This is a genomic window from Streptomyces sp. NPDC051561 (assembly GCF_044454195.1).
GTDB lineage: Bacteria > Actinomycetota > Actinomycetes > Streptomycetales > Streptomycetaceae > Streptomyces.
Window position 1 is genome coordinate 25591 of sequence record NZ_JBITDM010000027.1, and the last position, 14154, is coordinate 39744.

At 70.8% G+C, this 14154-nt stretch carries 10 protein-coding genes; 6 read left to right on the top strand and 4 right to left on the bottom strand.

The features are described 5' to 3' along the window. Nucleotides 1-53: 53 nt before the first annotated feature. Nucleotides 54-233 carry a hypothetical protein gene (locus ACIA73_RS36280; RefSeq protein WP_399443223.1) on the top strand — a complete coding sequence of 60 codons (180 nt, stop codon included), beginning with the start codon at nucleotides 54-56 and terminating at the stop codon, nucleotides 231-233. Between the two features lie 45 nt (nucleotides 234-278). Next, nucleotides 279-2186, top strand: a complete 1908-nt coding sequence (locus tag ACIA73_RS36285) for an aKG-HExxH-type peptide beta-hydroxylase (RefSeq protein WP_399443224.1) — start codon at nucleotides 279-281, stop codon at nucleotides 2184-2186. 100 nt (nucleotides 2187-2286) lie between these two features. On the opposite strand, the gene fxsT is transcribed toward ACIA73_RS36285, so the two are convergent. The 4 genes from fxsT to ACIA73_RS36305 form a co-directional block, all read right to left on the bottom strand. Continuing rightward, a complete protein-coding gene (gene fxsT, locus ACIA73_RS36290; RefSeq protein ID WP_399443225.1) occupies nucleotides 2287-6696 on the bottom strand; it encodes an FxSxx-COOH system tetratricopeptide repeat protein in 4410 nt (1469 codons plus the stop codon). Further along, complete coding sequence (locus ACIA73_RS36295) at nucleotides 6696-7745, bottom strand: AAA family ATPase (RefSeq protein ID WP_399443227.1); 1050 nt, start codon at nucleotides 7743-7745, stop codon at nucleotides 6696-6698. The genes fxsT and ACIA73_RS36295 overlap by 1 nt, the downstream gene beginning before the upstream one ends. Then, entirely contained in the window at nucleotides 7742-9349 is a 1608-nt protein-coding gene (locus ACIA73_RS36300) for a hypothetical protein (RefSeq protein WP_399443228.1), read from the bottom strand. The genes ACIA73_RS36295 and ACIA73_RS36300 overlap by 4 nt, the downstream gene beginning before the upstream one ends. A 73-nt stretch (nucleotides 9350-9422) precedes the next feature. Beyond that, entirely contained in the window at nucleotides 9423-10670 is a 1248-nt protein-coding gene (locus ACIA73_RS36305) for a hypothetical protein (RefSeq protein ID WP_399443229.1), read from the bottom strand. A gap of 132 nt (nucleotides 10671-10802) precedes the next feature. On the opposite strand from ACIA73_RS36305, the gene ACIA73_RS36310 reads away from it, so the two are divergent. The 4 genes from ACIA73_RS36310 (at nucleotide 10803) to ACIA73_RS36325 (ending at nucleotide 14116) form a co-directional block, all read left to right on the top strand. Next, nucleotides 10803-11036, top strand: coding sequence for a hypothetical protein (locus ACIA73_RS36310; RefSeq protein ID WP_399443230.1), 234 nt, complete (start codon nucleotides 10803-10805; stop codon nucleotides 11034-11036). A 126-nt stretch (nucleotides 11037-11162) separates the two neighbouring features. Further along, on the top strand, nucleotides 11163-12017 hold the full coding sequence (locus ACIA73_RS36315; RefSeq protein ID WP_399443231.1) for a hypothetical protein: 855 nt from the start codon (nucleotides 11163-11165) through the stop codon (nucleotides 12015-12017). Then, the gene (locus ACIA73_RS36320) at nucleotides 12014-13222 is read left to right on the top strand and encodes a GDSL-type esterase/lipase family protein (RefSeq protein WP_399443232.1); all 1209 of its coding nucleotides are present in this window, start codon (nucleotides 12014-12016) and stop codon (nucleotides 13220-13222) included. Before ACIA73_RS36315 ends, ACIA73_RS36320 begins: the two co-directional genes overlap by 4 nt. A gap of 522 nt (nucleotides 13223-13744) precedes the next feature. After that, the gene (locus ACIA73_RS36325) at nucleotides 13745-14116 is read left to right on the top strand and encodes a polysaccharide lyase family 8 super-sandwich domain-containing protein (protein ID WP_399443233.1); all 372 of its coding nucleotides are present in this window, start codon (nucleotides 13745-13747) and stop codon (nucleotides 14114-14116) included. The last annotated feature ends 38 nt before the right edge of the window (nucleotides 14117-14154 follow it).

Below are 14154 nucleotides of genomic sequence, written 5' to 3' on the forward strand. Positions count from 1 at the left end.
TCATGTAAAGACGGATCGAACACCGTGTCCGACTCGGGGGAGGTCTCTCGGCAGTGGAAGAGCCGGAAAGCGTCGTCACATCGGATCTGCCCGACCTCACGGGCATGTCTCTGGAAGTGCTGCGTACCCGATGTGAAATCGGCGATGCACCTGCCAGGAAGCGGCTGCTGGAAGAGGTTGGACGGGCGGCGCGGAGCGTGTCGACGGGTGGGGACAATAGCTGGACCGTCTGAACGGTCCCTGTCCGACCCGATCCGGTGCCGAGGCAGAGGAAACGTATGCGCCCCGATTTACCGTACGACGCGCAGGCGACGCATTCACTGACTCAGGAGCAATTCCGCGAACTCGCCGCGGGCAGCGGCAGTCCTGCCACACTCGCCGCGCTGGCCCGTGCCGAGTTCAGCCACCGCCTGCTGCTGTTCGACCTGTTGATGGACTGCCTCAACTCGCTGGCGGGGGCGTCCGCTCCGCTTCCGGCGGCCGCACGGGCCTGGGATCTGCTCGCGGCCGCGCAGCAGGAGGACCCGCGGGCCGTCGAGGAACTCGTGCTCCTCCCGGAGACGGGCCTCTGGCTGACCGGGCTGCTCGGCCGGCTGCGCGCGCCCCGCGGTGACCGGACCCCGCTGTGGGCCGAGATCGGCCATCTCCACACCCTCGCTTCCGTCGCCGCCGCCCGCGCGGGCCTCACCTTCGGATTTCCCGTCCCCGCTCACGGCGGCCGGATCTGGCTGCCCACCCTGGGGATGGCACGGCTCCCCTCGGCACGCCGCCGGCCCACCGGGTGGACCACGGTCGAGGTGCGGGCGGCACACGGACACCTCACCCTCCTCGGGACGCACGGCCAACTGACGCTCCCCGCAAACCCGGAGCAGTCGGCGGCACACTGGATTCCGCAGCGCAGGATCACCCTCACGGCGGGCCACACCCGCGGGATCCTGCTGGACGACCTGGGCCCCCATCGCATCGCACCGCTGCCCGACGGTGCCGCCCATCGGCTGGCATGCAGCGCGTACGCCTCATGGAGCACGCTGCTTCAGCAGGCGTACGACCTGGTGTCCGCCGTGGATCCACCGACCGCCGACGCTGCCGAGGCGCTCCTGCGGTCCGTTCAGCCGATGGCCACCCACGAACGTTTCCGTATACGAAGCGTCTCCAACGGGCACGGCGTGGGCGGCCTGGCCGCTTCGACCTCCGACTCCGCGAGCTTGTGGGCGGCGACGCTGGTCCACGAACTCCAGCACACCAAGCTCAGCGCGCTGATGCACCTGTACCCCCTGCACCAGCCACGGATCCCGGCCGACGGCACCGAGCGGCTCTACTACGCGCCGTGGCGCGACGATCCCAGGCCGCTGGGCGGAATGCTCCAGGGCACCTACGCCTTCACCGCGGTGGCGCGGTTCTGGCAGGCCCGTTCGGCCCTGGCCGAGGGGCCCGACAGCGGACTCGCCAGATTCGAAAGCGCCCTGTGGTTGCATCAACTCGGCCAAGTGATAACGGAGTTGATGGCCGATCCGGTACTGACCGCATTGGGTCGGCAGGCACTGGGGGCCCTGCAAGAGGCCGTGGCACGTTCGCGCGGGCGACTCGGTGAGGGGCCCGACGAGACGCCGGACGAGACACTGGCACGCAGGATGGCGGCCGACCACCGGGCAGCCTGGCGCGTGGCCCATGTCCGGCCCCCGGCAGACGTCGTGACCCGTCTGGCGGCCGCCTGGGGTGCGGCGCGGGAGCGACCGCCCGCACTCGTCAGCGGTGCGCGGCCGGTCGTCCGCAGCTCGCGGGCGCTGCATCTCGACGCCCGGGCCATGCTCGTCCGTATCGGCCTCACCGACCCGGCAGCGCTGGACAAGTTGAGGGACGGCCCGGGAGACACCGTGCCGGGTGTCGCGGGAGCCACCCGAGCGGATCTGTTGTGGGCCACCGGTGACCCCGGGGCCGCGGCCCGGTGGTACGTCCAGGACATCGGCAGCGGCGTCGCTGTGCCCGGAGCCTGGTCGGGGCTGGGCCTGGCCCTGTCGGATGCCGGGACCGCGCCGGATGCGGTCCGGGCCCTGCGGACCGCGCCCGAACTGGTTGCCGCGCTCCACCGGGCCGTGCTGCGGGCCGACGGGAAGCCTCCGGACCCGGTGGCACTCGCACTCTGGCTGGGTCGAGCGCCGAAGGGCCCGGCACCCGCACCCCTTTAGGCATGCGGAACCCGGGGTGCCTGATCCGAGCCGAGGAGGCCGGACGCGAGCCCGGGGTGCCGGACCGAGCCCCGGTGGCCCCGGCCCGGCACCCCGCCGATCAGATCGACATGGGGTCGATGTCGCAGTTCGCCCGGCGCCAGGCCAGCGCGTCGGCGCAGGCCGGGTGATCGCCGCCGAGCTTGGCGACGATGGCGTCGACCGCACTGCGGTGGAGTTCCTCCGCCTCGCCGGTACGCCCCAGTGCCCGCAGGTCGGTGGCCATGTTGCTGCGCAGCAGCAGCACCGTCGGGTGTTCCTCGCCCAGCGCCGTGGTGATGCCCTGCATCGTCGCCTCGTCGAGGGTGAAAGCGGCCGCCGCCTCGCCCTGTGCGAAGAGGTCGTTGGCGAGGTTGATCGCGGCGCACAGGGTGTGCGGATGCGCGTCGCCGAGCGGCCCCCGGAAGCGGGCGATCACCGACTCGTTCAGTTTGCGGGCCTCGTCCACCCGGTCCAGCAGTCGCAAGGTGACCGCCAAATTGGCGTCGGCCGCGACGGTGTGGGGGTGGTCCTTCCCGAAGACCTGGCTGTACAGGGTCCGGGTCCGTTCCCCGAGCTTGAGTGCCCCGGGGAGATCGCCGTTCTGCCGCAGGTCGATGGAGAGGTTCAGCGAAGCCTGCAGCGTGTCGGGGCTGCGGTCCCCGTAGCGCTCGATGAGCGCGTTCCTGGCCACCCGGGTGTTCGCCTCGGCCGCCTCGTGGTGTCCCGCCTTGCGATGGGCGACGCCGAGGCGGGCGACGGCCCGCAGCGTCGAGGGGTGCAGATCGCCGAACGTCCCGCGGAAGGCGTCGACCGCTTCCACACAGGCCTTCTCGGATTCGGCGTACTCACCGAGTTCCTGCCGGTCCAAAATGAGCGACGCCTCGGAGTGGAGGGTGGTGGGAGCGTCGGCGCCGAACATCTGCACCTTGGCCCGCCAGCTCGACTCGTCCAGCGCCTTCGCCTCCCGGAAGAGGCCGTTGCCGCGTTGGGTGACCGCGAGGTTGTGGGCGTGCAGCAGGGTCTCGGGGTCCTCGTCCCCGTACGAGCGGACGGCGCGGGCGTAGACGTCCTGGTCGAACTCCAGCGCCCCGCGGAAGTCTCCGCTGGCCCGCCGGTCGCCGGAGACCTGACCCTTGACACGCAGGTACTCCTCCTCCAGATCGGGACCGGAGTCCTCCAGGGAGGCGAGCATCTGCTGGCCGAGTTCCGCGGCCTGCGGGTACTGCCCCATGGTCCACATGATGAAGCGCACATGGCGGCCGAGCATCAGGGTCTGCGGGTCGTCCTCGCCGAAGAGCCGGCGCCACGACTCATAGGTTTCGCTGGAGAATTCCAGCGCGGCCACATGGTCGCCCCAGCGGAAGAAGTACTCCGCCACGTTGTAGACCATCTGCCTGACGTTGCGATGGGCGGAGAGGGGGGCCCGGGAGGCGATGACGTGCGGGGCGAGTTCACCGAAACGCGCCCAGTTCTGGGGTTCTTTCGGGTCGCTCGGCGCATTGGCGGCCAGCAGCAGATGGGCACCGTGGCGGAAGGTCCGGCGTTCTTCCTCCGTCATACGCGCTTCGAGCACCGCCTGGACCAGCCGGTGCATCTGGATCGAATTGGTGCGGTGGTCGATCTTCGCCAGTGAATAGCGGCTGATCTCGCGGATGGCCCGGCTGAGACGGATCGGGTCCGTGAAAATCCGGTCGAGCTCAGGTGCGATGGGTTCCGACACCGCGTTGGAGAAGAACTGCCGCGATACCGGCTCCGGCGCGAAATAGGCGCACAGTTGCAGAAGTTGGATGGCCCCCGCGTTTTTGCCCTCGACATGGTCGAGGGAGACGTTCCATGCGGTCGCGACCGTCTTCTCGTACTGAGTCGGCGGAGAAACCGCCATCAGCTCAGCGCTCTTTTCTTCGAACACCCTCAGATACTCGGCCGGTGGCATGCCGGTCTCGGCACGCCACGCCGATGCCTGCTCCACGGCGAGCGGGAGGTCGCCCAGAACCGCGGCGAGCATGTCCGCGTCTTCGATCGACAGGTCCGGGTTCCGGCGGCGGAGCAATTGAATGCTCTCCTGCCGCTCGAACACGTCGACTTCCAACGGATGGGCCAGGGTATTCCACTGAGGATTACGCGATGTCACGATGACGGAGCCTACCGGTCCGCCCTCAGGGGTGCTCGGGAAGTATTCCTGCACCGCTGCCGGGCTTTCCGCGTTATCGAACACGAGTAGCCATTTCCCGTACGGATTACCGGTGCGGAGTGCCTCCAGGACGGCCGGCACGGCGGTAATCGCCTCATTGCTCACCGGGAGATGCAGACGCCGGGCCAGTTCCACGAATGCCTGCTGGATCTGGGTGGGGCGTTCGGCGGGAATCCAGCAGACCACCTCGTACTCGGCGGCGTGCCGGTATACGTACTCCAGAGCGAGTTGTGACTTTCCGACACCGCCCATTCCGTGCAGCGCGTGCGGGAGTACGGCGGTCGGGCCGTCACGCAATCCGTGTTCCAGGGCGACCAGCAGCTCTTCCCGGCCGGTGAACACGAGGTTCCTGGGTGGCATATTGCCCCAAACCGCGGGCATGGTCGGCCGCGCGACGCCTCCGGCAGGGGGTGGCTGGGCCTGGCTCTGCGCCGGCGCGGGGACCGTACTCACTTGTGGACCTCCAGTGTTCGTGGTGCTGTCATGGTCGTCGGGGAGTGTCTCACCGGCGGGAAGAGGCACGAGGTCGCCCCGGGCCGCATCCACAGCATGCGTGGGGGCCGCCCCGATGTGCTCGCCGAGCCGGCGGGCACGGTGCAGATGTGCTCCCGAAATCGCCTGTAGTGCCGCGTGCTCCGCCTGTCGGAATCGGAGGTTCTCGGCCGTGGATTCGACGGCCGTCAGTGCCTCTTCCCGGTGCGGCGCTTGGCTGGATCCGTGCAGGTAGCCGAGTAATTCCCGGGCCGCCTCGTTGTGCGGGGCCAGGAATTCGGCGGCCTGCCGCAAAGTGCGTTCGGTGGCCGTCCGGCTGCCCGAGGCGAGTAATTCCTCGCGGGCACCGTCGACGAAGACATAGGAACTCCCCGCGCAGCCCGGCAGGGGTTCCACCAGAGGGCTGATCAGCAGCTCGGCCAGATGGGCCCGGGAGGCGCGCGGCATGATCTGCCGCTTCACCTCCGTCATGGTCTCCAGATCCAGCTGGACCGCGGCCAGCCGGGTCGCCAGGGCGAACGCGTCGATCGACGCCCGGGTGCGGAACCGGGCGACCAGTTCGGCGGCGGTCGCACGGGACACCGGGGAGGGCCGGTGCGAGGGCAGCGCACCGGTACTGGCGAGGATGGCCGGCATGTCCGCCCAGCGCGGGTCCGTGCCCGCGACGAAGCGCGCCCACGGGCCGAACCACCGGGCGTCCAGCTCCAGTACCGGAACGGGAACGACACACCCGCCCGGACCCGGGGGCGGCGGTGCGGCCAGCGGCTCGGCCGCCTCCCAGTGCACCTGCCCGTTCCCCGACCAGGGCCCCTGGGCACTCAGCCGCATCCGTACCGGGAACAGTCCCGTACTCGGCCACAGCCGCTGGGGCAGCACCTGCACCACCGCCACCGGCTGCTGCTTGCCCCACATCGCGGCCAGCCGCTGGGCGGCCCCCGAGCGCCAGGCGGGCGCGGACCCGTCCGTCACCAGCAGCACCATGCGCCGGCCCGTCGGATCGACCAGGCTCCGCGGCGGCTGCGCACGGGAGGAGTCGGGACTGCGCAGTACCGCACGCGTGGCGTCGGCGGTGTCGAGGGTCATCAGCGGTACGTCGCTCAGTCCGGCGTACTGCCGCAGCATGGACCGCAAGTGCCGTACGGCGGGCTGCCAGAGAGCCATCTGCGGGGCGTCGTCAACGACCAGGGTCGCGCTGCGCAGCCGTTCCGGTTCGGCGGCCAGTACGGGTGGCAGATGCGGGGCGACCGCGATCCGCTCGGCCGTCTGCGGTTCGTCGACCACCTCCGAGTGGGCAGAGGGGACGAGTGCGCGCAACGCCCGCAGCGCACGGCCGAGGGAGAGAGGGTCGGTGCGGAGGCGCGCGACAACAGACCCCTGCGCCAGGGGCGCGCGGCCGGCGAGATCACTGCCGGACGCGGCGGCTGCGAGGTCCTCCTCGGTCTCCTGCACCTCTTGCTCGCCCGCGGGGGAATCGTCCGTACGGGGACCCACGGACAACTCACTGCTGCCGGACGGTTCGTGGTCCGGTGCCTCCTCGGTCCGCTCCTGCTCCTGGAGCGGTGATACGTGCACGGTTTCCTTCGGCGGGTCGGCGGACGGCGTCTCCTCCACCGGACCGGCAGGCACTTCCGCCCCGTTGGCCGAGGCGTCGGTGAGCCACGGGTAGTGCGCGGCCAGCCATACGGCGTCGGCCACTTCGGTGGGGTACAGGTCGGTGAGGGACAGCCTCCGGCCGCCCCCAGGGTGCGGCGGACCGTCCCGCCGGTGCTGTGCACCCGCGTCGTTGTCCGGCAGTTCTGCCCCCATCACTCCGTGTCCGCCCCTTCACCGCCCAGCGGATGCCAAATAGCGGCCAGTACCGACTGCCACTCGTTGACGTCCCTCCTGTCCTGGGAGTCCTGGGGGTAGAGACCCGATGTCGCCAAGTGGACGGCATTGAGCAACTGGTCGGCGGCCAGCCCGCCCACCTTGGTGCTGCGCCGGAGGAAATCCTGGATCAGGCTCTCCTGGCCCTCGCCGAGAAGATCACCGAAATGGCCGGAAACCATCTCTCCCAAAGTCTCCGCATCGGGATCCGGAATTTCGAGCCGCAGGCACCGCCGCATGAATGCCTCGGGGAACTCGCGTTCACCGTTCGAGGTCATCACGACGACCGGGAACGCGTGCGCGCGCACCACTCCGTCCTCGATCACCGCGGCGTGACCGGGATCAGCCGTATGGACGGTCGCGGTAGATTCCGTCTGCTTCACCCTTACGAGTGGGGGGACTTCGAACCACGCGTCCTCGAACAGGGTCAGCAGATCGTTGGGCAGGTCCGCGTCGCACTTGTCGATCTCATCGATGAGGACGACCCTGGGCAGCCGGTACGGAAGCATTCCCGTACCCAGCGGGCCCAGTTGGACGTAATTCCCGATACCGGGGCGCGCGTGCCCCGCGGAGGCGTCCTGGGTCGCCTGCGCGCGGCCGATGGCGTCGTACTCGTACAGGCCGGAGGCGAGTGTCGTTCGGCTGGTGACCGGCCAGTGCAGTACCCGGCCGAGCCTCAGCTCACGGGCGATGCGGTACGCCAGACCCGACTTGCCGACTCCCGGGCGGCCGGTCACCAGCAGAGGCCTGCGGAGCAGCAGTGCCGCGTTGACCAGTCGCACTTCCTCGTCGCGCGGGACTCGGGGCCTGCCGGACGGGCCGAGCCGCCGGTCCGCCTCGTCGTCCTCGGGCGGCTCCGGCATCCTGGCCTCGCTGCGGAAGGTGCGCCAGGGCGGGCCCTCGGGCCAGCTCCGTTTTTCGTACGCCGTATCGGGTAACAGCTCCCCGGTGCCCCGGTAGAGCGGCCCTCCCTGGTGCGACGGCTTCACTCGGTCCCCCCTACGAAAGTGGCGGGAGCGTTCTGCCCGCCCTCAAGAAGATGCTCGGGGTCGTCCCAGATCATGCTCATCGACCGGATCGCGTCGACGTCCCGGGCCTGTGCCGCGCTTGCCTCGGCAGGGGCCGTCGCGCGGGCGGCGACATCGGATTTCCACTGTTGCGCACGTTCGGGAAGACATGCCAGCCCATCATTGGCCAAGCTTTCGCGAATAATGCTCCGGAATTCCGCTGACGCGGGATCGGCCCGGTGGTAGACGACCACGGGTACCCCCAGGTCCAGTGCGAGGTACAGCTCGCGCAGACCGAGGTCGCTGTCGCGGTGCGGCGGTCTGCTCAGCACCATGCCGACCACGTCGTCGTCGCGGCCGATCTTCACGTCCAGCAGGCTCAGATGCTCGGAGTCGGTCAGCGGTTCGGGCGTGCACTCGTACACCCGGCCGGGCCCTGCCCCCTCCTGCCAGTGTGCCCAGCGGGCCCGCCACGCGTTGTGGAACGAGGGTCGCTGGATCCGCTCCAGGCTGTGCAGCAGGATCTCCCGGTAGCGGTTGAGCAGGGCGTTCGGGAAGCCCAGCGAGGGATCGCGGTCCCACCACTCGACGGGCTCGGTCAGCAGTTCCGCAGGCAGGAAGATCTCCAGGGCAGCGTTCTCGGTGCGGGCATGCCGCAGCTGAGCCATATGCATGAGTAACTCTGCCACGAACGAAGGGAGTTGGGCTCGCGTCACAGAGGTGCGCGGCTCGGTGTGCGGATCCCGCTGGAGCGTGTTCGAGTCCGCGTACTTCACACACGCGGACACGAAGTAGCGCTGTGCCCGCAGCGGGCGGCGCCGGCCGTTTCCGGCGTGGGGGGCGCGATCCGGTTCCACCTTGACGTATATGCGGATCAGTCGCCTGGTGGAACCGCCCGGTGCGGTGCGGGTTTCACCGGCGGGCTCTTCGGGGTCCGGGGTGAGCCCTAGGTCGACCTGGAGGCCGACCCGCAGTTCCGCGAGCGGTCCGGTCAGGTCCCACAGCTGACAGAAGTGGTCGTTCCAGCCGTGCAACTCCCCTGTGTTCGCGGCTACTTCCGGAAGCATCGAGAGGTGTTCGAGGAAGACCATCGCGGGCAGCAGCCGACCGGGGCGGGCGTTGTGATCGGCAAGGTGGATGAATGCCTCCCACGGGGTGGCGCAGTGCTCGGGGAACGGCATCAGGCCGTCGGTGGCCACATTCATCAGGGCGCCGAAATCGGCCATCGGCACGTCCAGCACCCGGCGCAGCGGCTCCCAGTCGAGGGCGGGGAAGGCCCGCCGGGCCTTCCACTCGGCGAGCAGCAGGAGCAGGGGCGCTTCGAGGACGGGCGCGACCAGGCAGGTCGCTTCCACCAACAGGTCGAGCCCGTCCGTGAGTTCGGCGCAGGCGTACACGACGCTGACGAATTCCTGCCGTGATCCGGCGAAGCCGGTCGGCCCCAGGGCCGGGACGTGCTCGTGGACCATCTGGCGCCAGAGGTCCCGGGCGCCGTCGCCCGCGAGCCGCCCTGCCGGGTCCTCCAGTGCCTCGATCACGGCACGCAGCACCCGGCGTTGCGCGGTGTCGAATCCTCCCGTGGCCACGCGCTTCCTCTCGTGCACCGGCTCTGATCGTCTGTTCGAACCGCAAGGGAGGCCAAGGGTAGGTGTTCCTCGGTCACGCGGGAAGTGCTGCGGAGAGCTGCCGGAAGAAGTCGTCGTTCGCCCAGTACGAGCTGTGGGCCGCCGAAACCGGCTGGCCGTTGTCCACCGCTGCGTCGGTGATACGGGGGTCGCCGCCGAACACGCCGGTCGCCAGGTACGACAGCAGGTCGCGGGGGTCGTACACGTTGAGCCAGCGGGGGAACGATCCGGGCAACTCGCTTCCGTACGGAAGCGAGGGCAGCGCGTCCAGTTCGTACAGCAGTGGCGCCTGGGAGCCCACGGTCACCAGGAGGTCCGCGGTGACACCGGACGCCGGGTCGGCCAGCAGGTCGAAGGCGATGATCCCGCCCAGGCTGTGCCCCAGGACGACCACCGGTCCGCTCCCTTGCAGGGTGCGCAGACTACTGGCCACGTGCTCCCGTACGGCCTGGCCCCGGACCAGATAGCTGAGGATGTCGCCGACGAAGCCCACCGAGCGGTCGCTGAGCGGGGCGCGGCGGGAGACCAGCATCCGGGAGCCGAGGGAGCGTTCGAAGAGCCGCGCGGAGAAGCCGAGCGCGGAGACGAGCATCTCGCTCAACCCCTTGATGTCACCGCCCAGTTCGACGGTCAGGGCATCGGTCAGCTCGTCCCGCGCCGAAACGGGTACGTCGCCGGGCTCGACGGTGGCGTGCACCATGGCCCAGGCCGTCAGGGAGCGCGCGGTGAGCCGGGGCAGGGCGCTGCCTTCCGCGGGCGCCGAGGCGATCGCCGACCGGAATTCGGCGGCTGCCGCCACCGCGGCCACCGCCTCCGCCACCGACCGCTCGGAGAGGACGGCGTCCCACGCTTCCCGCACGGCGTCCGAGCCTTCCAACCTGCCGAGTGCGTCGAGGAGTTGGTCCCCCGCCGAAACCGCCCCCGGCACGAATCCACCCGCCGCCCCACTCCCGCCGGACGCCCCCTGCGCGAGGGCGCAGGCGCCGAGTTCGGTGAAGGGATCGGCGTACAGCATCGCCCAGCGCAGCCGGTCCTCGTCCCACTCGCGTTCCTCGGCACCGCCCGGTGGAACAGTGGGTGCGGTGCGTGCCGCGTACTCCTCGTACCCGGGTATGGATACGCCGCCCGCTCGCAGGTACGAGCCGAGTGGGGTGCCCCAGTCGCAGGGTTCGACCCGCACATCGGGCCGGAAGCGGGAGAGTCCGTCCCGTATCCGGTCCAACGACCGGGAGTAGGAAGGTTCGCGGACACCAGTGCCATGCACGAACAAGACCGTGATCATTCGCGACTCCTGCCAACTCCGGTGCACACAGGGTGAATTACTGGTTCCGGTGTGCTCGCTGGGACCGTACGGCCAAGCCTGGCACATCGTCAGCTCCGCGCGCACCGAACGCCGTGAACCGACGGCCGACCGATGCGGTGTCACGACACGGCGGTGGTCCTGGACGAGGGCGACGGGCCCGGCTCGGCGCACGCCACGGCGGAGATCGCCGCGATGTACGACCCGGCGCTGGGAGTGGAACGACTGGACCGCACCCTGGTCCTCACCCCGGCGGGGCGGCTGGTGCTGCTCGATCTGGCAGAGGCGGCGGGGACGGGACCGTCCTGCTGTCCCCCGTCGCCCGCCGGATCCGTACCGCCGAAGTGAGCGCGGAGGTGGCAGCCGTACTGCTGTCGGGATCCGGGCTGACCGTGGTGGCCGCGCAACGGGTGTTGCTCCGGGGCCAGTTGGTCCTCAATGTACGGGAGCCCCTCACAGGAACGGTCCGCTGAGATGACGACACCCCTGCTCCCCTCGTCTCCCGTGGCTCCGGCCGCGCCCTCCAGGCTGTTGGTCACCTGGCCGACCCTGCTGCGCCGCCTGGAGTACCTGGCCTGTCCGGCGGCAGCCGGTGCCGCTTTCACCGTGCTCGCGCTCGGGGTGGTGACCTGGCTGCCCGCGCTCGCGGCGCTGGCGCACGCGTTGCAGCGGTGGCGCGAGGAGGGTGACACCCGGTGCTTCACCGGCGTGTTCGCCGCGTTCCCCCGCTACTGGCGCGCACTGTGGAAGCACGGCCTGCTGTCAGCCGTGTCGGCATTCCTCCTGGCCGCCAAATCCCCTTTCCTGCTGGGTGGTTCGAGTGTCCTCGCGTTTCTCGTCCTGGCCGCCCAGGCCGGTATCGGCGCCGCTTTCGTCATCCACCATGTGGCGCTCGCCGCGCGGGCCGAGCGTGACCGTACTTCTCGCCCTGTTTCTCGCCGACCCCCGGAGGGATCTCTCATGAACCGCCTCCTGACCACCACTCTCGCCGCTTCCCTCGCGGCCGGAGCGCCCGTACTCACCCCCTCGCCCGCCCCGGGGACGTACCGCCAGGACTTCACGACCCGGCGCGCCCGGGCCACCCTCACCGGGCCCGCTTCTGCGGTGGTGAGGGTGGCGGGCAATTCCCGCATCGTCCAGGTGCGGCACGACCGGACGGCCCTGGAGGGCGTCACCGGCGCCGACGTCTCGGACAACACCATCACCGGCTGCGGTCTCGCCGGCTGCCGGTTCGGCGGCGGCAAGAACGGCGCGGGCATCCAGCTCGGCGGCGACTCGGTGGGGACGTACGGCTCGCAGTACGCGCCGACCGGGGCGTGCGCGTCATGACGGCGGGACGCGGCCGGGAGGTCGCCAGACGGGGATTGCTGACGGGGGCGGCGGGGATCGCGGGCGCTGCGGGTCTGGCCGCGGTGACCGCGACCGGTTCACCGGCGCAGGCCGAGCCCCCGGCGTGGCCCGCCGCCATCAGGCCCTCGTGGGTGACGTCCTGGGCCACCGCACAGACCGCACCGACCCCGGCCGACACGGTCGCCCACCAGGGCGTCACCGGGGCCGTCTTCCGGGCGGTCGCGCGGCTTTCGGCGGGCGGGCGGCGGGTGCGGCTGCGGTACGGGCACGCCTTCGGCGCCGTACCGGTGCGGATCGGGCCCGTCACGGCGGGCGGCAGGCCGGTGACGTTCGGCGGGGAGCGCGAGGCGTGGCTGTACGCCGGTGCCTCGCTGACCAGCGATCCGGTGGCGGGGCTGCGGGTGGCGACGGGCTCGGACCTGACGGTCGAGACCGCACTGCCGGGGCCGACCGGGCCGCTGTCGTTCCACCGCAACACCCATGCCTCGCACTGGATCGACGGGGTGCGCACCACCTCGGTGTTCCTGCTGACCGGGGTGGATGTGGCGGAGCCCGTGGCTCCCTCGGACACCGTTTTCGGGGGCCCGGTCGCTGTGTTCGGGGACTCGATCGCCGAGGGCGTCGGCACCCCGGACGACGCGAATCTGCGCTGGCCCGACCAGTTCGCCCGGCGCTTTCCGGGGGTGGCCGTCGCCAACCTCGGGGTCAGCGGGAACCGGCTGCTGCTGGACGACGTGCGGTTCGGCCCCGGCGGGCAGGCCCGATTCGACCGTGACGTGCGCGCACTGCCGGGGCTGCGCACGCTGATCGTCGCACTGGGGGTCAACGACCTTCAGCAGGAGCCGAACCAGCGGGATCCCGGCCGCTTTGTCGCGGCGTACCGGCAGCTGGTGGTGCGCGGGCACGATGCCGGGGCGCGGGTGGTGGGCGGGACCATCACCCCGTTCGAGGGGTGGGTGCGCTGGAGTCCCGAACTGGACGCCGTACGCCAGGAGGTCAACCGGGTGCTGCGGTCGGGCCGGGTCTTCGACGCGGTCGCCGACTTCGATCTGGCGGTACGGGACCCGGCCCGGCCCGCGCGACTGCTGCCCGGGTACGACACCGGGGACCACCTCCACCCGAACGCCGCCGGTGCGACGGCGCTGGCGGGGGCCGTCGGGCGGCGGGCCGTCGGACTCGACTGAGGTCGCGGCCCGCACCGTACGACCGACTGCTACGCACGCTCCTCCCCCTTGCCGCTCCCTCCCCCTGCGAGGCATTCATGGATAGTTCGCACACGCAAGGTGTCACTCCGCCGGGTGCCGGGCAACACGCCCCCAGACGGGCCGTTCTGTTCGGCGCCGCAGCGGCAGGCGCCCTCGCCGTCCTGCCCGCCGCTCCCCGGGCGCACGCGGCCGGACCCGCCCCGCTCCGTAACCCTGACCCCGTCGACGTCCCCGCCGACTCCTCCCCCGCCGCCCTCCGGACCCGCCGGCACGGTCTCCTCACCGGCGGCCCCGGGCTCGACCTCGCCGATCCGCTGATCGCCGCGGCCGTGGCACGGGCCGCCAAGGCGGGGACGAGCGCCCGCGCTTCGACAACGACTACAACTACAACTACGACTGGGAGATCGGCGCCGCCCTCACCGCGCTGGTGGCCGCCCGCCAAGTGCTGGCCTCTCCCATCTGGGCCCGCGGCCCCCTCGTCACCCCAACCAGCACCCCCAGATGGACAAGGCGGACCACCGCCGGCCCGCGTTCACGCTCGGCATCTCCGCCTACTCGACCCACGTCTCCACCTACGAGTCGATCCAGTACGAGAACCTGCACGACTGGCACCTCTCCGACGGCATGCTGATGCTGCACACCCCCTCCGACCTGGGTCATTACAGCGATGACTACTGGCCGACCGTCGATCCGACCCGGTTCTCGGTGGGTCTGATGGACCGGATCTGCCCCTCCTCAACCGACTTCGCCGCCTTCCACCGTTATGCGGGTCCGGCCGAGATCGAGGTGTTCCCGTACAACGGGCGTGAAGGCGGCGCGGAGTGCGACCTGCCCCGCAAACCGGCCGCGCTGCGGGGTGTGTGGGGCGGCTGAGGTGAGGGCGGGACCGTTCCCGGCCCCGGGTACCAGCC

What these genes read in the sequence shown, in the direction of transcription:
- ACIA73_RS36320 (WP_399443232.1), top strand. Translation starts at nt 12,014, where the DNA reads ATGACGGCGGGACGCGGCCGGGAGGTCGCCAGACGGGGATTGCTGACG.
- ACIA73_RS36315 (WP_399443231.1), top strand. Translation starts at nt 11,163, where the DNA reads ATGACGACACCCCTGCTCCCCTCGTCTCCCGTGGCTCCGGCCGCGCCC.
- ACIA73_RS36285 (WP_399443224.1), top strand. Translation starts at nt 279, where the DNA reads ATGCGCCCCGATTTACCGTACGACGCGCAGGCGACGCATTCACTGACT.
- fxsT (WP_399443225.1), bottom strand. Translation starts at nt 6,696, where the DNA reads ATGGGGGCAGAACTGCCGGACAACGACGCGGGTGCACAGCACCGGCGG.
- ACIA73_RS36325 (WP_399443233.1), top strand. Translation starts at nt 13,745, where the DNA reads ATGGACAAGGCGGACCACCGCCGGCCCGCGTTCACGCTCGGCATCTCC.
- ACIA73_RS36310 (WP_399443230.1), top strand. Translation starts at nt 10,803, where the DNA reads ATGCGGTGTCACGACACGGCGGTGGTCCTGGACGAGGGCGACGGGCCC.
- ACIA73_RS36305 (WP_399443229.1), bottom strand. Translation starts at nt 10,670, where the DNA reads ATGATCACGGTCTTGTTCGTGCATGGCACTGGTGTCCGCGAACCTTCC.